Here is a 20742-nt window from a genome sequence, read left to right on the forward strand (position 1 = left end):
ATAATTATAGATCGCTGAACTTGCGGCCTTCCGCCACCAGCTTCTCGAGCAACGGCGCAGGCTTCCACTGCTCGCCACCCACTGTGCTGTTGTAGTTCTTCACTGCCGCCAGAATATTGTCCAGCCCAACCTGATCTGCCCAGAACATGGGGCCGCCACGATACGCGGGGAAACCATATCCGTAGATCCAGACCACATCGATGTCCAGTGACCGGTCGGCAATGCCTTCTTCCAGGATCTTGGCACCTTCGTTGACCATTACATACATGCAACGCTCAAGGATTTCCTGGTCGGTAACCTCCCGGGCTACGATCCCCTGTTCCGCGCGGAAGCTTTCAATCAGCTGTTCCACTTCCGGGTCGACAACCGGCGCGCGGCTACCTTCCTCATATTTGTATACCCCAGCCTGGGTTTTCTGTCCCAGACGACCCTGCTCAACCAGCTTGTCCATCCAACTGGCCGGCACATCTTCACCGGCGTTACGACGCTCTTCACGAATACGATAACCGACATCAATGCCGGCCAGGTCAGACATCGCAAACTGCCCCATCGGGAAGCCGAGGTCGGTCAGTACCTTGTCCACCTGCTGCGGCGAAGCACCCTCGTTTACAAGCGCCATGGCCTCGGCACCGCGTTTATGCAGCATCCGGTTGCCAACAAAGCCGTGACAGTTACCGACCATGACTCCGACTTTGTTAATTTTCTTCGCTACGGCCATCACAGTGGCCTTCACCTCGTCAGACGTCTTGCTGCCACGAACATTTTCCAGCAGCTTCATTACGTTAGCCGGGCTGAAGAAGTGCATACCCACAACGTCTTCCGGGCGTTTGGTAGCAGAGGCAATTTCATCAATGTCGAGGGTGGAGGTGTTGGACGCCAGAATAGCGCCCGGCTTGCACACTTCATCCAGCTTGGCGAAGATCTCTTTCTTGACGGCCATGTTCTCAAAGACGGCTTCAATCACCAGGTCGACGTCGCGGAAGTCATCGTAGCTCAGGCTGGTTTTGATCAGCCCCATGCGCTCTTCCACCTGCTCGGCGGTGAGCTTGCCTTTTCTGGCAGAGTTCTCGTAATTGCGGCGAATGACTGCCATTCCGCGATCCAGGGCTTCCTGCTGAACTTCAACGATGGTGGCCGGAATGCCCACATTGGCAAAGTTCATGGCGATTCCACCACCCATGGTGCCGGCACCGATAATGCCCACACTCTTCACCTCACGCACCGGCGTGTCCTTGGCCAGACCTTTGACCTTGGAAACCTCACGCTCGGCAAAGAACGAATGGACCAGGCCTGCACGCTGCGGTGATTCCATGCACTCTTTAAACAGTTCACGCTCTCGCTTCAGGCCCTCGGCAAACGGCAGGGTGAAAGCGGCTTCTACAGCGTCGACACACTTGAATGGCGAGAACAGGCCGCGGGCCTTTTTGGCCAGGCCAGCACGGAACTGGTCAAAGACATCGCTGCCTTTGTCAGCTTCAACCTTGTCGGCAATATCACGCACCCGGCGTACCGGAGCACCTTCACCTGCCAGTTTCTGCGCATAGGCCAGGCCAACCTGGCGGATATCGTCGCCGGCTTCAACGGCATCAACAATGCCCAGAGCCAGCGCGTCTCTGGCGCCTACGAAGTTGCCAGACGTAATCATTTCCAGTGCCTTCTGGGCACCCACAAGGCGAGGCAGGCGCTGGGTACCGCCAGCACCGGGCAACAGACCAAGCTTTACTTCAGGCAAGCCCACCTTGGCAGACGGCAGGGCAACCCTGTAATGACAACCCAGGGCCGTTTCCAGGCCACCGCCCAGTGCGGTGCCATGAATAGCGGCAACAATGGGCTTGTCGCTTGATTCATAGGCATTGATCACATCGGGGAGGCCCGGCTCCTGCAAAGGTTTGCCAAATTCGCGGATGTCCGCGCCAGCAATGAACGTACGGCCTTCACATACCAGCAGGAGGATATCTGCTTCTGCATCCTTCTGGCCCTGCTCCAGGGCGGAAACCAGACCGGCACGCACAGCATGGCTCAAGGCATTGACCGGCGGGTAGTTTACGGAAATGACACCAACATTCCCTTCACGGGTATAAGCAACAACCTCTGACATAATCTCCCCTCGCCTTTTATGAAATATGGTTTTATCTAGCGAAATCAATTAACGATTTAATACAAGTTTAGCCCTTATTTCAACCACCGTTTCGGTTCAGGCATAAAAAAACCGCAGACTTTCGTCTGCGGTTTTTTTATGCCTTTCTGTCTGATCCGGCCGGCTACCGGCAGCCTGGCCTAGACACCGAGCGATTCAATATCCCGGGCTAACATAGCCAGCTGGTGAGCATAGGAGTCGCGCAACTTGTCGCCAGGCACCAGGTACGACGGCGCCGCACAGGTCAGAACCATCGTAGTGCCATCCTGCAGGTGGATAGGTACACCGGCGGAGTTAATGTTCCGATCCCAGTCTCCCAGCGACAGGCAGAAACCGTGCTCCCGGTAATCTTCCATGGCCTGGTCCAGGCCTTCTTTAATTACCGGCCATTTTTCACCGTACTTCTTCGCCATGGCATCGTCGATCAGCTTGCGGGCCGGGTCGCTGATCGCGCAGTAATAGGCGCGCCCTGCAGAGGTTGTCGACATAGGCAGCTTCAGGCCAATATCCATCCGCAGGAGGGTTGCTTCAGGCGGCAGCCGGTTTTCTACATAAATCATGTGCAAGCGGTCGCGACAAGTCAGACCAACCGACATGTTGGTTTGCCGGGCGAACTCGTCCATGTAGGGCTTGGCCAGCTGACGCACCTTCAGGTTTGATACATAGGCGTAACCCAGAGCCAGCACGCCGGAACTAAGCTGATACTTTTCCAACTGCTGGTTGTAGCCCAGATAACCCAGCTTGGTCAGCGTATAGGTCATGCGCGAAACGGTGGGCTTGGGAAGGCCGGTAATTCTGGCAATGTCCTGGTTGCCGAGTATGACAGACCCCTGACTGAACGCGCGCAGAACATCCAGCCCCCGGGACAGCGCCTCTACAAACTTGCGATCCTTGCCCGGCTGAACGGGCTTGCCATCGCCAGACGCTACTTTCAACTCCGGTGAGTTGTCCTGCTGTTTTTTTGCCATAACTTGCCTATTTCCTGAACTGCGTTGCCTGTCACGGATAGCCTGGAGAACCGTGGGCGTGAAAAGTGGACATATTCTAGTCTATGAGAAACTCAAGAACCACAATCTGCCATCAAATTTCATGCCAGATTCGAAACACTGGCATTACCCGATGCCACGAAATAGCCATGACGGAAACCCGGGCAACCTTTACCATAGTATAGCGATACTTTATTCTGCAATGCGGAACCAAGTCATATGCACGACAACAAACCATACTCAGGAGCATGTATGAAGGTACTTTTTGTAGCGGGCGATCCCAAACCAGAGCGCTGGACCGTACCTATCAAACAACTGCTACCAGAAGCAGACATTTATGTCTGGGATCCGGACGGACCGGCGATTAATGCAGACTACACCATCGTATGGCAGCCCCCGGCGAAGCTGTTCGAGCGTGAAACCCGCCTGAAGGCCGTGTTCAACCTGGGCGCCGGTATCGACGGATTGCTGAAAGTCCCCAACCTGCCGGCAGACCTTACCGTGGTAAGACTGGAAGATGCCGGCATGTCGGTACAGATGGCCGAGCATGTACTGCACCAGATACTGGAAGTCAGCCGGCAGATGGAGCTGTACCGGGATCAGCAACGCCAGCGGCTGTGGAAGATACACCGCCCCATCAGCCGGAAAGAGTGGCCCATCGGCATTATGGGGCTTGGGCACATTGGCAAGCGTGTGGCCAGCACACTGGCAAGCCTGGACTATACGGTAAACGGCTGGGCCAGGAGTGAGCACACGGTAGAAGGCGTGCGCACCTTTGCAGGCAACGGGCAACTCGGAGAGTTTCTGGGGGCAACGCGAGTGTTGGTTAACACCCTGCCACTGACCAGCGAAACCGAAAACATCCTTAACTACGACCTGTTCAGCCAGCTCCAGCCGGGTACGGTGCTGATCAATGTCGGCCGGGGGGAGCACCTCGTGGAAGAAGACCTGCTCAGGGCCTTGGATGAGGAGAAACTGCAGCGGGCCTCCCTGGATGTGTTCCGCAAGGAACCTTTGCCGGCTGGCCACCCGTTCTGGGAGCGAACCGACATCACAATCACGCCGCACATTTCGGCGCGAACTCTTCGGGATGCCACCCTGGAGCAGATCACCGGGAAAATCCGGGACCACGCCAGCGGGCGAGCCATCACAGGAATAGTCGACATAACCCGCGGCTACTAACCTGCAAGCCGATTCTGCCGGTCAGCCCGGGGCCGGCAGAATCACCGCAAACACCGCCAGCAATAACAGCAACAGCGGCACCACCAGCAAGACAAAAACACCGTTCCACTGAAAGGCCACTACGTTGCGGGAAACCTGACCAAACCGTGACAGCAACATCACCGACGGCCCGAACGGCGACACCATCATTGCCAGTGAGAAACCAATAACCAGGCCAATTGCCACCAGCATCGGGTCAGCGCCGCTAGCTACCAGTTGCGCAAGCATGCCGGACTGAACGCTGAGCACGGTAATCGGAATAACCCCGGCCATGGAGAACAGCGGCATGATCAGCAGCCCTGCGGCTGCAATCAGGTAACTACCCCAGCCGCTCACCACAAGTCCGTTCAACAGATCTGACGGCACCACAGTGGCAATCGATACCCCAAGCATGGCTGAGCCGGCAAAGATCGCCATTTCGTTGGACATCACCGCCAACTGTCCCACCCCTTCTGCCAATACCGCCACCGGAGAGCGTTCCTGCAACAACATATAAGACAAAGTGACAGCCGGAACAGCCAACATGGCAGCCACCGACACCTTCACGCCCGCCAAGGCAACCAGCAACGCCATACAGGCAAACACCACCAGAACCAGAAGCGTCAGTTTGCCCGTTCCTTCAGGCCAGCCGTCGAGCGCAACCCGTTCACTACTGATTTCCCGGAAGCGCTGCCTTTCCAGCACCCAGCCAACCACGATCATCAGCAAAGCTGCCACAAAGCCGAAAGGCAAAAGAGAAGACCAGCTGAGCTGGGGCAGCTCTCGCGTGAGAATCGCAACCGCTACGCTGGTGGGTGCCACCAATGGCACCAGGGCAAACCCTCGCAAGGCGCTGATCAGCACGCTCCTGAGCCACTGCAGCCTTGCCGCTCCCTCTATTCCCCTCTCCTTAAGACTATCTGCGAGAGTGCCACATAGAAGGCTCATCATTCCGAAACTGAGTACCGAAGCAATACCGCAACTCACCGCCGCATACTTTGGGTATAAAAGGGATGCCCGACCCCCGAGCAGCACATCGTGGATACGCCTGAGGACTTCAAAGCGGCGCACCAGGCACTGCATCATCCCCAGGCTGCCCAAAAACGCCGAATAGAACGCTGCATCCGACAACGCATCAAGGGCACCGTCCATTCCGAGACGGCCGGTCACAAACAAACCAGCACTAAACGTGAGGGAAAGCAGGAACAACGTCCTTGCATAGACCTGAAGGCGCATCGCGCCCAGAACAAACACCAGGATGAATACCAGCCCGGCAGAGGCGCTAAGGGCTTTGCTCTGCAGACAAATCGCGACAAGCTCCATGACCACGGCACAAGCCAGCAGCCAGCGAAGAGTTCCATTCATAAACCAGTCAGCCACCAATGATGAACAATTCTTGCAATTGAGATAGACCCAGATTAGTCTTTTCCAATATCATTTACAAAACTATATTCCGCAGTTCGGAATTACCTAACCATAATCGATACGGCAATTCTTATGAACGCATACATCTATGATGGCTTGAGAACACCATTTGGGCGGCATGCAGGCGCCCTGGCCAAGGTTCGCCCCGACGACCTGCTGGCCGAGGTCATTCGCGCACTCATTGAGCGCAACGCCTTTGCTCCGGAGAATTATGAAGACGTGATTGCCGGCTGCACCAACCAGGCCGGTGAAGATGCCCGCAACCTGGCACGGCACGCCGGACTGCTGGCAGGCTTGCCGGTCGAAACCGGTGGCCAGACCGTGAACCGGCTTTGCGGCTCTGGCCTTGCCGCCATCATCGATGCTGCCCGCGCTATCCGTTGTGGCGAAGGCGACCTGTTCGTAGCCGGCGGTGCCGAGAGCATGAGCCGCGCGCCGTTTGTGCTGGCCAAGTCCGAATCACCTTACAGCCGTGAATTCCGCGCCTTTGACAGCACCATTGGTGCCCGCTTCCCGAACCCGCTGATCGAACGCCAGTTCGGCTCGGACACCATGCCGGAAACCGCAGACAACATCGCACGCGAGCTGAATCTGTGCCGACTGGAAGTGGATCGCTTTGCCGCACAAAGCCAGGCCCGCTATGAAGCCGCCCGCCAGGACGGTTTTTTCAAAGACGAGATCCTGCCCATTTCTGTACCTCAGGGCCGCAAACAACCGCCACTGACCGTACAGGACGACGAGCATCCAAGGCCTACATCCAACCTCGAGGCGCTTTCCAATCTTCGCTCGCTGGCTGAAGATGGCGTGGTTACTGCCGGCAACGCCTCCGGCGTGAACGATGGCGCTGCCGCCCTGATTATCGGCTCCGAAGAAGCCGGCAAGCGGGCTGGCATCCAGTCCCGCGCACGTATCGTATCGGCTGCCATCGCCGGCGTTGCGCCCAATGTAATGGGGTACGGCCCGGTTCCGGCAAGCCAGAAAGCCTTGGCCCGGGCAGGCCTGACACTAAAAGACATGGATGTAATCGAGATCAACGAGGCGTTCGCCGCCCAGGTTCTCGGTTGCACCACCAAACTGGGAATCGATCCTTCCGATTCCAGACTCAACCCGAACGGCGGCGCCATCGCCGTGGGGCACCCTCTTGGCGCTTCCGGCGCCCGGATTGCCCTGACGGCGGTACGCCAACTCGAACGTACCGGTGGCCGTTACGCTCTGATCAGCATGTGCATTGGTGTAGGCCAGGGCATTGCTGCTGTAATTGAACGGGTTTCCAACTAACTTTTCAGGAGAACAACAATGGCTTCCGCACCTTGGGATGACCTGCTGAACTTTGAATCACAACTGGACGAAACCGAGCGCCAGGTACGCGACAGCATTCGCAGCTTCTGCGATAACCGTCTGATGCCCGGCATCGTCGAGGCAAACCGCCACGAAAAATTCGACCGCAGCATCTTCACCGAAATGGGTGAACTGGGCATGCTGGGTGCCACCCTGCCGGAAGAGTACGGCGGCCCCGGCCTGAACCACGTATGCTACGGCCTGATCGCACGGGAAGTTGAACGGGTAGACTCTGCCTACCGCTCGGCCCTGAGCGTACAGTCTTCACTGGTGATGTACCCGATCTTCTCTTACGGCAAAGAAGAACTGAAAAAGCGCATTCTGCCGAAACTGGCCTCCGGCGAGTTTGTTGGCTGTTTCGGCCTGACCGAACCCAACCACGGGTCTGACCCCGGCGGCATGGAAACCCGCGCCAAGAAAGTCGATGGCGGCTACCTGCTGAGCGGCTCCAAGACCTGGATCACCAACTCCCCGATTGCCGACGTTTGCGTGGTCTGGGCCAAGCTGGACGGCGTGGTAAACGGCTTTGTGATCGAGCGCGAAGGCGCCAAGGGTCTGGAAACTCCGAAGATTCAGGGCAAATTCTCCCTGCGCGCATCCGACACCGGCTCTATCTTTATGGACGAAGTCTTCGTTCCTGAAGAAAACCGCCTGGAAGTTGAAGGCCTGAAAGGCCCGCTGAGCTGCCTTACCAAGGCTCGCTACGGCATCAGCTGGGGCGCCCTGGGTGCTGCGGAATTCTGCTGGCATGCAGCCCGCAACTACACCCTGGAGCGTAAGCAGTTTGGCAAGCCCCTGGCCGCCAATCAGCTGATCCAGAAGAAGCTGGTAGACATGCAGACTGAAATCACCCTCGGCCTGCAGGCAGTACTGCAGCTGGGCCGCATGATGGATGCCGGCATTGCCACCCCGGATTCCGTTTCCCTTCTGAAGCGTAACAACTGTGGCAAGGCCCTGGACATCGCCCGCGTAGCCCGCGATATGCACGGTGGTAACGGTATTGCAGATGAATACCACGTTATCCGCCACGTCATGAACCTGGAAGCAGTTAACACCTACGAAGGCACCCACGACGTCCACGCCCTGATTCTGGGCCGTGGTCAGACCGGTATTCAGGCCTTCAGCTGATCCCTCCGGAAACAGCACTCCTGAACCCCTCCGTAGAGGGGTTTTTTGTGCCCGGCGCCTCGAGGCCTAAACTTCTCGCGCTGGCATAAAAAAGCCCCGGCGTGCAGCGCACCCGGGGCAAGCGATGAAATACCTAATATTCGTTTTAACTCAACGGAAATCGCTGATCAGAATGCCAACTTGGCGGAAGCCATTACCTGCTCATACTGCTGACTGCCGCTGCCGGCGATCTCGCCAAAGTCCCAGTAGGCATACTCAAGACCCAGAGCCAGGTTCTCATGAGCGGCCCACAGCAGGTTAACGTGGACTGAGGTGGAGGAGTCGAAATAGCTGAGAGTCCCTGCAGGAGAGAAGTCCAGATCGTCCACAATCTCGGTATGGGAAACCGACAGGTTACTTCTCCAGGCTGAATTCCAGAAGTGACGGTAGGCCGCAGTGACCCCGTAGGTATTCAGCGGCTCAACCTTTCCGGCCGCCTGCTCAGCCCGATCCACATCCGGGTAGGTGAACAGCCCCATGTAACGGCCAAGCGCTCCATAGCTGTATTGCAGACGCAAGTCATCACGCCCAAACGTAGGAATACGGGCACTCAGAGATACAGCACCGGCTGCCTTGGTGTCCTCCGCAGCATCATCTTCCAGATAGCGCAGCAGGGCCGCAACAGAGTAGAAACCGTAGTTGCCGCGAGTCTGATAGCGCGCTACGAGATCCGGATAGGACTGATCGCCATAGGATTCAGAGCCAAAACCATCTTCCGGGTTTTCGAGGGCGACCATCAACTTGCCACCCGGAGCGGACATGTTATAGCGGAGCATCGGCTGTCGGGCATAGATAAAGGCAGCCTGTTTACCTTGGTTCAGAATCTCTGGCAATGCAGACAGATCGGTAAAGGTTGTGTAGGTCTGGCCAAAATCCCAACCATTCCAGGAGCCAAACGCCTGCCGAACGCGCGCATTATAGCCGTTTGTGACAACTTCATTGCCGGGAGCATCCTCCGCGGTGTTGAAATCCATTTCGATGTACGTGGTCCAATCATGGCCGCCAACATCCTCGGTCTTGGTACCAATGCTGATACGAGATTCACGGATAGAGAAGCCTGTTTTCCAGTCGCTTTCACCTTCATTGGCCGCCTTGGCAAGCGTCCGGGGCAAAGCAATGGAGTAACCGTTGCTGATTCCATTACCGTTGGATCCGAAAATCACATCGGCCTTGATGAACCCGCCAAATGTAATCGTGGTATCACCAATCTTCATCCCCTTGCCTTCACGTAACAGATATGGGTTGTCGTCCCGCGCCTCAGGGGCAGTCGACACATGACTTTCCAGAACCTGGATGCGCTCACGCAGCTCTTCCAGCTCTGTGTTGCTCTGCGCCTGGGCAGTTACCGAGCCAAGCATCAGCAGAGGTGCACCCGCCAGGGCTACGGCGCGGACCAGCGGATGGGTGGCAAAACGGGTTGTTGTTGTTGTCATCTTGAAAAACCTCGCATCGGAGTTGGTTAGCGTCTTTATTGTTAAATCTACGGGACTGGCACATACCTTCGCGCAATAATTCCGCACAGCGGACCTTCTGGTTATTTGCATTTCATTATGCAGCACCATCTTCCGCGACGACGAATATAGATGAAGAATTTTAGATCAACAAGTCCATTTATCTTTTTGCATGTCTACAACGATGCATTTTTTGACAGTTGATTCCGTTAGCATTGACATCCACCGTTTGGTTGATGGATCATGGAACAATTCTGCTATGCGGTATACATTTTCGCTAAGAGCACGGTGAGGGTTACCTATGAACATGAATTACACAGCCGAGGAATTGGCTTTCCGCGATGAAGTTCGCGCATTTCTGGATGCCAAGCTGCCTGAAGACATCGCAGCCAAGGTGAAAGGCTTTCGCAAGCTGAGCAAGGAAGACCACCAGCGGTGGCAAAAAATTCTCAGCGAGCAAGGCTGGTACGCCACGCACTGGCCGGAACAGTACGGGGGTGTCAGCTGGACACCGGTCCAGAAGCACATCTGGGATGAAGAGTCCTGCCGTTACGGTGTGCCCCGCTCCATTCCCTTCGGCGTAAATATGGTGGCTCCGGTCATCATCAAGTTCGGCTCCGAAGAACAGAAGCAGCAATACCTGCCCCGGATTCTGAGCGGCGAAGACTGGTGGTGTCAGGGTTATTCCGAGCCAGGCGCGGGTTCTGACCTGGCTTCCCTGAAAACACGGGCTGTGCGCGAAGGCGACCATTACATCGTTAATGGCCAGAAGACCTGGACCACGCTGGGTCAGCACGCCAACATGATCTTCTGCCTGGTACGTACCAACACTGAAGTGAAGGCGCAGGAAGGCATCTCATTCCTGCTGATCGACATGAACACCCCGGGTATTACCGTTCGTCCGATCATCACGCTGGACGGTGAGCATGAAGTTAACGAAGTCTTCTTCGAAGACGTGAAGGTTCCCGTCGAGAACCTGGTGGGTGAAGAAGATAAAGGCTGGACCTACGCCAAGTACCTGCTCACCTACGAGCGCACCGGCCTGGCCGGCATCGGCCTGTCCAAGGCAGCGCTGACACACCTCAAGCAGCTGGCCAGCCGTCGGGTGAAGAACGGCAACCCCCTGATTCAGGATCCGACCTTCAGCCAACGTATCGCGCAGGTCGAAATCGACCTGATGGCAGCAGCGATCAGCAACCTGAGAATTGTTGCCTCGGTAGAAGGCGGCGGCGTTCCGGGAGCGGAAAGTTCCATGCTGAAAGTGCGCGGCACCGAGATTCGCCAGGCTATCAACGACCTGGCACGCCGGGCGATCGGACCTTACGCCATTCCGTTTGCTGAAGAAGAGATGGACCAGGCCTATGACGGCGAATTCCTGTCTGACCCGGATGCTGCGCCTCTGGCTGCCCATTACTTCAACAACCGCAAGCTGTCTATTTTCGGTGGATCAAACGAGATCCAGAAGAACATCGTTTCGAAAATGATTCTGGGACTTTAAGGAGGCGACCATGGATTTCCGACTCAACGAAGAGCAGCAAATGCTGCAGGACACCGTGGCTCGTCTGGTTCGCGGTGAGTACAGCTTCGAAAAACGGCTGGAATACAGCGAATCAGAGCTTGGCTTCAGTGAAAGTTTCTGGAAGCAACTGGGCGAACTGGGCCTGATGGCGGTGCCATTCCCCGAGGAACTCGGCGGCTTTGGCGGCACCGGTGTTGAAGTTCAAAGCGTGATGACCGAGCTGGGCCGCGGTCTGTGCATCGAGCCGTACCTCCAGTCTGTGGTTCTCGGCGGCGGGCTGATCAGTCAGGCCGGCAATGAACAGCAGAAAGAACAGTGGCTGGCAGGCATAGCAACGGGCGAAACCCAGGTAGCCGTTGCCTTGCAGGAGCCTCAGAGCTTCTACAACACCAACGACGTAGAAACTACCGCCGAGAAAGCCGGCAGCGACTATGTTCTTAACGGCCGCAAAGCGGTCGTAATCGGTGGCCATAGTGCCGACCTGCTGGTGGTTTCTGCCCGCACAGCCGGCAACAGCCGTGATGCCGCTGGCATCAGCTTGTTTGTCATCGACGCCAATGCTGAAGGCCTGGAGCGTCGCAGCTACCCGACCATCGACGGCGCGAAGGGCTGCGATCTATTCCTGAACAACGTCAAAGTCGGCGCAGACGCTCTGCTGGGCAACGAAGGTGAGGCTGCCGATGTTATTGAATACCAGGTTGGCCGTGCCATTTCCGCTCTGTGTGGTGAAGCGGTCGGCGTTATGGAAGTCGCCTGTGACCTGACCCTGGACTACCTCAAGCAGCGCAAGCAGTTTGGCGTGCCCATCGGTAAGTTCCAGGTACTTCAGCACCGGATGGCTGACATGATGTCCGAACTGGAGCAGGCTCGTTCAATGGCCATCCTTGCCGCCAGTGTGGCTGATGAGCCTCAGAGCGACGAGCGCCGTCGGGTAATTGCGGCCGCTAAAAACGTAATTAGTCGCAGCGCCCAGTTTATTTCCGAAAAGGGCGTTCAGTCCCACGGAGGTATCGGCATGACCTGGGAATACAACTTTGCCCACTACGCCAAGCGCCTGGTGATGATCAACCACCAGCTGGGCGATGATGACTTCCATCTTGAGCGCTATGCCGCTCTGCTGGAAGCCAACTGATACCAAATCAGTGAACCTTGGGTCTGTCTCCACATCAGTCAGGACCCTCTTTCGGGGTGGCCTATGCCACCCTTTTTTTATGCCCCGAATAACCCTGAGCAACCATTCTCTGCGGAGGAACAATCATGATAAAAAACCATCCGGACGAAATGCAGGCTGATCTGAGAAAGGCCGAGTGGAAAGTAAGGACCGAACTGGCTGCCGCCTATCGGCTGGTGGCCCTTTTTGGCTGGGACGACCTGGTGTTTACCCACCTGTCGGCCCGGGTGCCCGGCCCGGAGCACCACTTTCTGATCAATCCCTATGGATTGCTGTTCCATGAAATGACCGCCTCATCCCTGGTGAAAGTCGACCAGGATGGCGAAGTCGTGGAAGCCGGCGGGCTGCGCAGGGTTAACCCGGCGGGGTTTACCATCCACAGCGCCGTACATATGGGGCGCGAAGATGCCGGAGCCGTCATGCACCTGCATGCAGCAGATGGTGTTGCAGTATCAGCCCACCGTGATGGCCTCCAGCCCCTGAGCCAGACCGCCATGCTGTGCCTTGAGCACCTGAGTTACCACGAATATGAAGGCGTAGCGCTCAACCTTGATGAGAGGGAGCGCCTGATCCGGGATCTGGGTAACAAATCCATGATGATCTTGCGCAACCACGGCATTCTGACCGTGGGCCGCGATGTGCCGGAAACCTTCACTTACCTCTACTTCCTGATGAAGGCCTGCGAGATACAGGTAAAAGCGCAGAGCTGTGGCCCGGTATATATGCCCGCCCAACAGGCTATCGACACCACGGCGGATCAATCAGGCTCACTCGGCAAGGCAGCAAAGCTTACCTGGCCCGCCCTTCTGAGACTGCTTGATGCCAGGTCTCCTGGCTACAACGTTTGAGCCCGTCATCAATCCACTTTCAGGAAGGTTCTATGATTACTGTTGATATTAATGATCTTGAAGCCTATCAGGGCATGCTCATTGGCCACAGCCCCTGGGTAACCGTGAGCCAGGCCATGATAAACGCCTTTGCCGAAACCACCGGCGACCATCAGTGGATCCATGTGGATGTCGACCGGGCCAGCCGGGAGTCACCCTGGAAGAGCCCGGTAGCCCATGGCTACCTGACGGCGTCACTGATCCCCAAGCTCAACAGCGAAGTCATCAAGGTGACGGGAACTTCAGCCACCATCAACTACGGCTTGAACAAACTCCGCTTTCCCGCAGCCGTCAAGGCTGGGTCAGATATCCGGTCCCGGGTTGAGCTGGTATCAGTGAAGCGGGTGGATGATCACCGCCTGCTGGCTACTTACCAGACAGTGGTGGAAATCAGACATGAAGATAAGCCGGCCTGTGTCCTGGAAAATCTGGCCATGTACGTGGTCTGAGTTTTCCGGTCAGTGCAAAAAGGCGGCAAGCCCTGAGGGTGGGGGGGGAGCCGCCTTCCTAACTTCCAGTGTTGTGCAAGCTACTTCTGCCACTCCTGCTCCTGAAGTGCCCGCCACATCAGCTTTCCGGTCGGTGATTTTGGCAACTCATCAACAAATTCAATGATGGTTGGCACCTTGTAGGCCGCCATTTGCTCCTTACACCAACTGATGATGTCATCCTTGGTTGTTGTGCTTTCAGCCTCAGGCGTTAGTACAATACAAGCCTTGACCGTTTCACCACGCTTGGGGTCCGGGGCAGAGATAATGCAGACTTCGTGGATGGATGGGTGACGGTACATCAACCCTTCTACCTCAGACGGCCAGACCTTGAAGCCAGACGCGTTGATCATGCGTTTGACCCGATCCACCATGAAGAAGTAACCATCTTCATCGTAGTAACCCAGATCGCCGGTGCGGAAGAAACGCTTACCATCGATTTCGACGAACGAGGCCTCGGTATCCACGGGTCGATTCCAGTAGCCCAGAGTGACCTGAGGCCCGCAGGAAACGATCTCGCCGGTTTCTCCCACGCCTTTTTCTTCAAGTGTGTCGACATCGATAATCCGGCTGTCAACATCAAATACCGGAATCCCCAGGCATTGCGGTTTAGGGTTGTTACCGGGGTTGATGTGGGTAGCTGCCATGGTTTCAGACAAACCGTATCCTTCGATGTAATCAAGGCCTGTCAGCTTTTTGAGCTTTTCCGCCACCGCAACAGGCATCGCGGCACCACCACCCCCGATCATGTTCAGGCTGCTGATGTCGTAGCTACCCAGCTCCGGGTTTGACAGAAAATCCACCGCCATAGTGACGATATTGGTCCAGCCGGTGACCTTGTAACGCTCAATCAAACGTGCCGCTGTGGTTCTGTCCCAACGGGTCATGATGACAGAAGTGGCACCGCAGAATATGGGACCGTTCATGGAGCCAGTCATGCCGGTTACGTGGAAGAACGGCAGCGTGGATAGCTGAACACTATCCGGAGTGGACAGATTCCAGAATACCCGGTGCACGGCTGTCGCCATCACCGACCGGTGAGTGTGCATGCAGCCCTTGGGTGCCCCGGTGGTACCGGAGCTGTACGGAATAACGGCAAGGTCATCCGGGCCGGCAGTATGTTCACCGGGCTTGTGTCCGGCTTCCAGGGCCGCCTCCCAGGTAACCACTCCCGGTATATCCCTGGACCACGCGGGCGCAGCAACTTCAGCCGGCAACGTCAGGTCGGTTTCCGGATTAATGTAGGTGTTGTAAGACGCAACAATCACTTGTTCCAGGTTGGTCTCACCAATCAACGGCGCGATGAAGCCCGCCAGTTCCTGGCCCGCCATGCACACCGTGGAGCCAGTATCCGAAATATAGTGCTCAAGCTCCGCCGCGCGGTTCATGGGATTCACAGGAATAACCACGGCGTCGGCCCGCAGGATGGCATAGTAGGAGATCACATACTGCGGGGAGTTCTGCATATAAAGCAGGACCCGATCACCCTTCTTGACCCCCTGGGCCTGCAGGTAACCCGCCATAGTATCGACTTCTCGCTTAAGCCGGGCATAGGTCATGGGCGCATCGTAGAAAACGATGGCATTGTGGTCCGGATAACGCAGTGCCGAGACATCCAGGTTGGTGTACAGACTGGTTTTCGGCAGGGTCATGGTTTTGGGCAGATCTTTCGGCCAAACCTTGTAGTGGCGTGTAAACATATTCTTGTTCTCCCCCTGGGTTAATTCAGTCAACCGCTTGAGCGGACAAATCAAAATAATCAACAGCCCCGGGCAAGGGCTCGTCGTGGCGTAACGGTGAAATGGCAACGGCTTTTTCACGAAGTACGGTCACATCCGCATCCGGCGCCACAATGTGGCGTGAGCTCCGGTCAAAACCAAGCCACCAGTAAGGCAGGCTGCGCGCATCACGGCCAGCGACCAGTGTTGGCTTCTGGATAGAGCCGTTGGACTGCCGACACCATCGGGCTGCGGTAATATCGGCCGCTTCACAGGCTGGAAAGTTCACATTCCACGCCAGAACCTGGCCGGGGTGGTAAAGCCTGCGAATGACCGCTTCAGCAAAGGTTTCCACCGGCGACCAGCGGACGTCGTCCCGGTTCAGGTAAGCCTGGCTCAGCGCAATGGCCGGAATGTTCATGTGGTGGGCACTCAGTACCGCTCCAACGGTACCCGAGTACTGGACCGAATCACTGATGTTCGCTCCGCAATTCACACCGGAGAGCACCAGGTCTGGCGGTGTTTCCCCGAACCACTCGGCCAGGGAATACAACACACAATCGGCCGGTGTGCCTGACACCGAATAACGATTAGCCCCAACCTGATAAACCCGTAACGGACTGTGAATGGATATGCTCTGGCCAGCTCCGCTGCGATCATGTTCCGGAGCCACAACCCAAACCTCATCGGCCAACCGCCGGGCAATGGCTTCAAGGATAGCGATACCCGGCGCATTGATGCCGTCATCGTTGGTAATCAGAATTCGATTGGCAATCTTTCCCTGCATCATCGCTTCTCCGCTCATGGCTTCCGGCCTTCACAAGCAATCTGCCAGCCGATATCCGCCAGCAGGCTGGCACGCTTGCCAACTTCCAGCGCATTGGCGTTGGCAGCATTGCCATCCAGGGCCCGCTTGTAAACGCCCTGAAGAATGGCCGCCAGCCGGAATAACGAGAACGACAGGAACACGTGCCAGTCATCGATGCCGTCCCGGCCGGTTTTCACGCAGTACCGGGCAATGGTTTCCTGCTCGCTTGGTATACCAAGCTCCTGCAGATCTTCACCATTCAGGCCTCGCATACCGGGCATGTCAGCAGGCAGGTGGTATGGCAGGCAGTAATAGGCGAGGTCTGCCAAAGGATGCCCGAGAGTCGACAGTTCCCAATCCAGAATCGCGATTACGTCCGGGCGGTCCGGTGCCAGCATCAGGTTGCCAAACCGGTAGTCACCGTGGGCAATCGAAGTCTCATCCCTGGCCGGGAGGTTCTCCGGCAACCAGGCCATCAGCTTGTCCATAGCCGGCAGGTCATCCGTCCGGGATGCGAGATATTGCTTGCTCCAGCGAGCCACCTGGCGGGACACATAGCCCTCCGGACGGCCGTAATCTGCCAGTCCAATAGCGTTGACATCCACAGAGTGCAAAGCTGCCAGCGTGTCGATAGCTGAGTGATGAGCCCTCATTCGCTCTTCACGCTCCAGCTCTTTGAGTGCTGAATGGGAGTGAATCCTGCCTTCCAGAAAATCCATCACGTAGAAGGGAGTGCCAATGACCTCACTGTCTTCACACAGTACGCGAGCATTGGGTACCGGAACGGACGTGTGTTCAGCGAGCGCGCGCATAACGCGGTATTCCCGCTCCACCATGTGAGCCGAAGGCAGCGTCTTTCCCGGGGGCTTCTTCCGCAGTACATAACGCCTGTTGCCGGTATCCAGCAGAAAGGTAGGGTTGGATTGCCCGCCCTGAAACTGCTTCACGTCCATCTGGTTACCGAAGTCCGGCAATGCCTGCTGAAGCCAGTTGAGCAGGCGGGCTTCATCGAATTTGTGGGCTGGCAGAACCGCTACCAGCTCTGGAGTCATGCTCATGATTATCTCTTGTCGTTATGTTCTGACTACCCCTGGCGCCAGACAGGTGCCCGGCGGCAGGGGTGTTCCGGTTTCCCGGTATCAGCAGATGGTTTCACCACCGTCGGCAACAATCACCTGCCCGGTAATGTAGGCACTGGCCGGGGTCGCCAGGAAAACAGCCAGGCCGGCAATATCGATCGGATCACCGATGCGCCGAAGCGGGGTTTTGTCTTCTGCCCGCTTTACGCGAACCGGGTCTTCCCAAAGCGCTTTGGCAAAATCGGTCTTGATCAGGCCCGGCGCAATGCTGTTTACACGGATACCCTTCGGCCCCCACTCAACGGCCAGGTTGCGCGCCAGGGCAGCTTCTGCCGCCTTGGACACACCGTAAGTGCCGATAGTGGTGTTGCCGCGAATACCGGCAATACTGGACAGCAGCACCACAGAACCTGAGCCTTTTTCGGCCATCTGTGGCAGCACCATATTGGTGAGCCAGAAGGTTCCCTTGACGTTGGTGTCCATGATCTTGTCCCAGGCATCGTCGGTCATTTCCGCGGTCGGACCATACACCGGGTTGGTCGCGGCGTTGCAAACCAGAACGTCGATGGTGCCCCAGGCTTCGTTAGTTTTGTCGACCAGGTTTTGCAGGTCCTCCTTCTTGCCGACGTGGCAAGCGATGGCCATGGCATCAAAGCCCTGGGCCCGCATTTCACTGGCTACCTGTTCACAGGCTTCCGCCTTACGGCTGGAGATCACAACCCGGGCACCACAACGGGCCATTTCTTCGGCAATGGCCCGGCCAATGCCCTTGGTGGAGCCTGTGATAACAGCCACTTTCCCGGTCATATCAAATAATGGATTAGTCATTTCCGAATCCTTATTACTCTGGGTAACAGCTGTTTCAGCGGTATTGACGCAGTTCAAGCTTGGCTACGGAATCCAGGTGAACCTCATCCGGGCCATCGGCCAGGCGCAGGGTACGGACCTTGGCCCAGGCAGATGCCAGGAAGGTGTCCTGGCTAACACCGGCACCACCGTGCACCTGAATTGCACGATCGATAACTTTCAGGGCCATGCTCGGGGCAATCACCTTGATCATGGCGATTTCCTGGCGGGCCACTTTGTTGCCAACGGTGTCCATCATATGGGCCGCCTTGAGGGTCATCAGGCGAGCCTGCTCGATGTCGATGCGACTGCGGGCAATGTCTTTCCGGATGGAATCAAATTCGGACAGCGGGCGACCAAAGGCCTCACGGGCATTCGCGCGCTTGCACATAAGTTCAAGGGCACGCTCGGCGACACCGATGGTGCGCATGCAATGGTGGATACGGCCCGGCCCGAGGCGACCCTGAGCAATTTCAAAGCCGCGACCTTCACCCAGCAGGATATTGCTGACCGGCACCCGCACGTTGTCGTAGTGAATCTCGGCGTGGCCGTGCGGCGCATGGTCATAACCGAATACCGTCAGCGGGCGAATCATTTTCACCCCGGGTGCATCCAGTGGCACCAGAATCATCGACTGCTGCTGGTGCTTGGGAGCGCTGGGATCGGTTTTGCCCATAACGATGGCAATCTTGCTGGTGGTGGTCATGGCACCTGAAGACCACCACTTACGACCGCTGATAACGTACTCGTCACCTTCACGACGGATCTCGCAAGCAATGTTGGTTGCGTCAGAGGAAGCGACGTCCGGCTCGGTCATGGAAAAGCAGGAACGGATTTTTCCATCCAGAAGCGGCTTCAGCCACTGTTCCTGCTGCTCCTCGTTTCCGTAACGTGCAATGGTTTCCATGTTGCCGGTGTCCGGCGCGGAGCAGTTGAATACTTCAGGAGCCATCTCGGATCGGCCCATAATCTCGCACAGATGCGCGTACTCGAAGTTTGTCAGCCCGGCACCCAGGTCACTCTCTGGCAGGAACAGGTTCCACAGCCCGGCAGCCTTGGCCTTATCTTTCAGCTCTTCAATGATCGGAACCGGTGCCCAGCGGTTTTCTGCGGTTGCCACCTGATGGTGATGCTTCTCTTCATTCGGGTAGATGTAGGCATTCATGAACTCGGTTAATTCGGCCTGCAGTTTCTTGGCCTTGTCAGACAGCTCGAACATATCCGCTTCCTCTTTGTTCAGTTATTTGCGACCGCCACTAACGCCGGCAATCGCGTTAGCAGGCATTCAGACGGGAACGCCTTCAGGTTTCTCACTACCAGAACGTATCCGGAAAGTACCCTCACCGATTGCAAGCAAATTGCCCTGCTCGTCGTGAACTTCACCGGTACTGTTAAAGATCCGGCTTCCACCCGCGCGCTTACGACCGGTCACCCGGATTACGCCCCCGGTGCACTGCCCGGTAAACGTGGTGGTCAGCGAAAGCGTAATAGCCTTGCGCATGCGCCCGGGATAGGGGCAGTAAGTGCCGGCCTCGGCCATGGCAATATCCAGCAAGGAGGTAAGTACTCCGCCATGGATCACACCACCCAGATTCAGGTGATCGGCCTGGATTTCCAGCTCGATCACGGCCTCGCCCTCTTCCCACGACACCTGCCGGTAGCCCAACATGTTGTGAAAACCCGGCAAGTCTTTGCCACCGGTAATGTGCAGACTACTGTTGCTCATCAGACTTTCATTCCAGGCAGGTTGAGGGACGCGGTGTTCCCGCCATCAACGGCCAGGGCCTGGCCGGTAATGTAACTTGCGTCGTCACTGGCGAGAAAAAGGATGGCGGCAGCAATTTCTGCAGGGTCGCCATAACGGCGGAGTTCACAACGGGAGCCAAGTTTGTGGGCTTTTTCGTGTGCCCGGGCATAGTCAAAGACTTTCTGGGTCATACCGGTTTCAACCAGCCCCGGACAAACAGCGTTTACCCGCACGTTGTCCATCCCCAGGTCACAGGCTGCGGTCATGGTCAGATTGATCACGCCGGCCTTTGATGCGCTGTAGGCATTGCCTCCAGCCCCCGAACGAATACCAGCAACCGATGCAGTATTGACAATGCTGCCCTTCTTGCGGGCCTGCATGTGAGGTGCAACGTGCTTTATCGTCAGCATGGTTCCCAGCAGGTTTACAGCGAGCACTTTCTCCCACTCGTCACGACTGTTCTCGGTGACCGGCGGATGGGCTCCGGAAATACTGGCGATACCGGCGATATTGCACAGCACATCAATCTGGCCAAAGGTCTTCATGGTTTCGGCTACCAGGGCAGTTACCGCAGCCTCATCAGCAACATCTGCCACCCGACGCAGCACAGATACACCATCAGCCATCTGATTCTCGGTTTCGAGCAAGCCGCCCTCGGCGACATCAACAAGCACAACGGATGCCCCTTCGCGACCCAGCCTGAGTGCGGTTGCCCGCCCGATACCACTTCCGGCCCCGGTGACGATTACCACTCGCTGATCAAATCGCCCCATGA

At 56.8% G+C, this 20742-nt stretch carries 18 protein-coding genes; 7 read left to right on the plus strand and 11 right to left on the minus strand.

The genetic code is table 11. The annotated features are described in order from the left end of the window. Positions 1-4: 4 nt before the first annotated feature. Positions 5-2098 carry a 3-hydroxyacyl-CoA dehydrogenase NAD-binding domain-containing protein gene (locus tag QPL95_RS15785; protein WP_303291910.1) on the minus strand — a complete coding sequence of 698 codons (2094 nt, stop codon included), beginning with the start codon at positions 2096-2098 and terminating at the stop codon, positions 5-7. A gap of 179 nt (positions 2099-2277) precedes the next feature. Continuing rightward, a complete protein-coding gene (locus tag QPL95_RS15790; protein ID WP_303291911.1) occupies positions 2278-3105 on the minus strand; it encodes an IclR family transcriptional regulator in 828 nt (275 codons plus the stop codon). Between the two features lie 270 nt (positions 3106-3375). On the opposite strand from QPL95_RS15790, the gene QPL95_RS15795 reads away from it, so the two are divergent. Next, on the plus strand, positions 3376-4305 hold the full coding sequence (locus QPL95_RS15795) for a glyoxylate/hydroxypyruvate reductase A (protein WP_303291912.1): 930 nt from the start codon (positions 3376-3378) through the stop codon (positions 4303-4305). 21 nt (positions 4306-4326) lie between these two features. On the opposite strand, the gene QPL95_RS15800 is transcribed toward QPL95_RS15795, so the two are convergent. After that, the gene (locus QPL95_RS15800; RefSeq protein ID WP_303291913.1) at positions 4327-5688 is read right to left on the minus strand and encodes a hypothetical protein; all 1362 of its coding nucleotides are present in this window, start codon (positions 5686-5688) and stop codon (positions 4327-4329) included. 132 nt (positions 5689-5820) lie between these two features. On the opposite strand from QPL95_RS15800, the gene QPL95_RS15805 reads away from it, so the two are divergent. Both QPL95_RS15805 and QPL95_RS15810 read left to right on the plus strand, forming a co-directional pair. Continuing rightward, entirely contained in the window at positions 5821-7026 is a 1206-nt protein-coding gene (locus QPL95_RS15805; RefSeq protein WP_303291914.1) for a 3-oxoadipyl-CoA thiolase, read from the plus strand. Between the two features lie 18 nt (positions 7027-7044). Then, positions 7045-8214 (plus strand): acyl-CoA dehydrogenase, encoded by a 1170-nt coding sequence (locus QPL95_RS15810; RefSeq protein ID WP_303291915.1) that lies wholly within the window; start codon positions 7045-7047, stop codon positions 8212-8214. 167 nt (positions 8215-8381) lie between these two features. Here QPL95_RS15810 and QPL95_RS15815 read toward each other — a convergent pair whose 3' ends face one another. Beyond that, entirely contained in the window at positions 8382-9686 is a 1305-nt protein-coding gene (locus QPL95_RS15815) for a DcaP family trimeric outer membrane transporter (protein WP_303291916.1), read from the minus strand. Between the two features lie 319 nt (positions 9687-10005). On the opposite strand from QPL95_RS15815, the gene QPL95_RS15820 reads away from it, so the two are divergent. The 4 genes from QPL95_RS15820 (at position 10006) to QPL95_RS15835 (ending at position 13730) form a co-directional block, all read left to right on the plus strand. Further along, the gene (locus QPL95_RS15820; protein ID WP_303291917.1) at positions 10006-11202 is read left to right on the plus strand and encodes an acyl-CoA dehydrogenase family protein; all 1197 of its coding nucleotides are present in this window, start codon (positions 10006-10008) and stop codon (positions 11200-11202) included. A gap of 10 nt (positions 11203-11212) precedes the next feature. Continuing rightward, positions 11213-12355: an acyl-CoA dehydrogenase family protein gene (locus tag QPL95_RS15825; protein ID WP_303291918.1), complete on the plus strand. Its 1143-nt coding sequence runs from the start codon at positions 11213-11215 to the stop codon at positions 12353-12355. Positions 12356-12480: 125 nt separating this feature from the next. Further along, the gene (locus QPL95_RS15830; RefSeq protein WP_058091211.1) at positions 12481-13242 is read left to right on the plus strand and encodes a class II aldolase/adducin family protein; all 762 of its coding nucleotides are present in this window, start codon (positions 12481-12483) and stop codon (positions 13240-13242) included. Positions 13243-13274: 32 nt separating this feature from the next. Further along, positions 13275-13730, plus strand: a complete 456-nt coding sequence (locus QPL95_RS15835) for a MaoC family dehydratase (protein ID WP_232901759.1) — start codon at positions 13275-13277, stop codon at positions 13728-13730. Positions 13731-13810: 80 nt separating this feature from the next. Here QPL95_RS15835 and QPL95_RS15840 read toward each other — a convergent pair whose 3' ends face one another. From QPL95_RS15840 to QPL95_RS15870, 7 genes are all read right to left on the minus strand, one after another. Beyond that, positions 13811-15469, minus strand: coding sequence for a long-chain fatty acid--CoA ligase (locus tag QPL95_RS15840; RefSeq protein WP_058091213.1), 1659 nt, complete (start codon positions 15467-15469; stop codon positions 13811-13813). A gap of 25 nt (positions 15470-15494) precedes the next feature. Next, on the minus strand, positions 15495-16292 hold the full coding sequence (gene surE / locus QPL95_RS15845; protein WP_303291919.1) for a 5'/3'-nucleotidase SurE: 798 nt from the start codon (positions 16290-16292) through the stop codon (positions 15495-15497). Then, a complete protein-coding gene (locus tag QPL95_RS15850) occupies positions 16289-17353 on the minus strand; it encodes a phosphotransferase (RefSeq protein ID WP_058091214.1) in 1065 nt (354 codons plus the stop codon). The genes surE and QPL95_RS15850 overlap by 4 nt, the downstream gene beginning before the upstream one ends. A gap of 81 nt (positions 17354-17434) precedes the next feature. Continuing rightward, a complete protein-coding gene (locus QPL95_RS15855) occupies positions 17435-18202 on the minus strand; it encodes an SDR family NAD(P)-dependent oxidoreductase (RefSeq protein ID WP_031210154.1) in 768 nt (255 codons plus the stop codon). Positions 18203-18236: 34 nt separating this feature from the next. Continuing rightward, entirely contained in the window at positions 18237-19439 is a 1203-nt protein-coding gene (locus QPL95_RS15860) for an acyl-CoA dehydrogenase family protein (RefSeq protein WP_058091215.1), read from the minus strand. A 66-nt stretch (positions 19440-19505) separates the two neighbouring features. After that, positions 19506-19946: a PaaI family thioesterase gene (locus QPL95_RS15865; RefSeq protein WP_058091216.1), complete on the minus strand. Its 441-nt coding sequence runs from the start codon at positions 19944-19946 to the stop codon at positions 19506-19508. Further along, a complete protein-coding gene (locus QPL95_RS15870) occupies positions 19946-20740 on the minus strand; it encodes an SDR family NAD(P)-dependent oxidoreductase (protein ID WP_058091217.1) in 795 nt (264 codons plus the stop codon). The genes QPL95_RS15865 and QPL95_RS15870 overlap by 1 nt, the downstream gene beginning before the upstream one ends. Positions 20741-20742: the final 2 nt, after the last annotated feature.

The sequence above is a fragment of the Marinobacter sp. SS5-14b genome (genome assembly GCF_030541005.1).
Classification (GTDB): Bacteria; Pseudomonadota; Gammaproteobacteria; order Pseudomonadales; family Oleiphilaceae; genus Marinobacter.

Coding starts and splice junctions, on each gene's coding strand:
- QPL95_RS15865 (WP_058091216.1), bottom strand. CDS start 19,946: ATGAGCAACAGTAGTCTGCACATTACCGGTGGCAAAGACTTGCCGGGT.
- QPL95_RS15795 (WP_303291912.1), top strand. CDS start 3,376: ATGAAGGTACTTTTTGTAGCGGGCGATCCCAAACCAGAGCGCTGGACC.
- QPL95_RS15785 (WP_303291910.1), bottom strand. CDS start 2,098: ATGTCAGAGGTTGTTGCTTATACCCGTGAAGGGAATGTTGGTGTCATT.
- QPL95_RS15870 (WP_058091217.1), bottom strand. CDS start 20,740: ATGGGGCGATTTGATCAGCGAGTGGTAATCGTCACCGGGGCCGGAAGT.
- QPL95_RS15830 (WP_058091211.1), top strand. CDS start 12,481: ATGATAAAAAACCATCCGGACGAAATGCAGGCTGATCTGAGAAAGGCC.
- QPL95_RS15835 (WP_232901759.1), top strand. CDS start 13,275: ATGATTACTGTTGATATTAATGATCTTGAAGCCTATCAGGGCATGCTC.
- QPL95_RS15860 (WP_058091215.1), bottom strand. CDS start 19,439: ATGTTCGAGCTGTCTGACAAGGCCAAGAAACTGCAGGCCGAATTAACC.
- QPL95_RS15800 (WP_303291913.1), bottom strand. CDS start 5,688: ATGAATGGAACTCTTCGCTGGCTGCTGGCTTGTGCCGTGGTCATGGAG.
- QPL95_RS15850 (WP_058091214.1), bottom strand. CDS start 17,353: ATGAGCATGACTCCAGAGCTGGTAGCGGTTCTGCCAGCCCACAAATTC.
- QPL95_RS15805 (WP_303291914.1), top strand. CDS start 5,821: ATGAACGCATACATCTATGATGGCTTGAGAACACCATTTGGGCGGCAT.
- QPL95_RS15790 (WP_303291911.1), bottom strand. CDS start 3,105: ATGGCAAAAAAACAGCAGGACAACTCACCGGAGTTGAAAGTAGCGTCT.
- QPL95_RS15820 (WP_303291917.1), top strand. CDS start 10,006: ATGAACATGAATTACACAGCCGAGGAATTGGCTTTCCGCGATGAAGTT.
- QPL95_RS15815 (WP_303291916.1), bottom strand. CDS start 9,686: ATGACAACAACAACAACCCGTTTTGCCACCCATCCGCTGGTCCGCGCC.
- surE (WP_303291919.1), bottom strand. CDS start 16,292: ATGAGCGGAGAAGCGATGATGCAGGGAAAGATTGCCAATCGAATTCTG.
- QPL95_RS15825 (WP_303291918.1), top strand. CDS start 11,213: ATGGATTTCCGACTCAACGAAGAGCAGCAAATGCTGCAGGACACCGTG.
- QPL95_RS15855 (WP_031210154.1), bottom strand. CDS start 18,202: ATGACTAATCCATTATTTGATATGACCGGGAAAGTGGCTGTTATCACA.
- QPL95_RS15810 (WP_303291915.1), top strand. CDS start 7,045: ATGGCTTCCGCACCTTGGGATGACCTGCTGAACTTTGAATCACAACTG.
- QPL95_RS15840 (WP_058091213.1), bottom strand. CDS start 15,469: ATGTTTACACGCCACTACAAGGTTTGGCCGAAAGATCTGCCCAAAACC.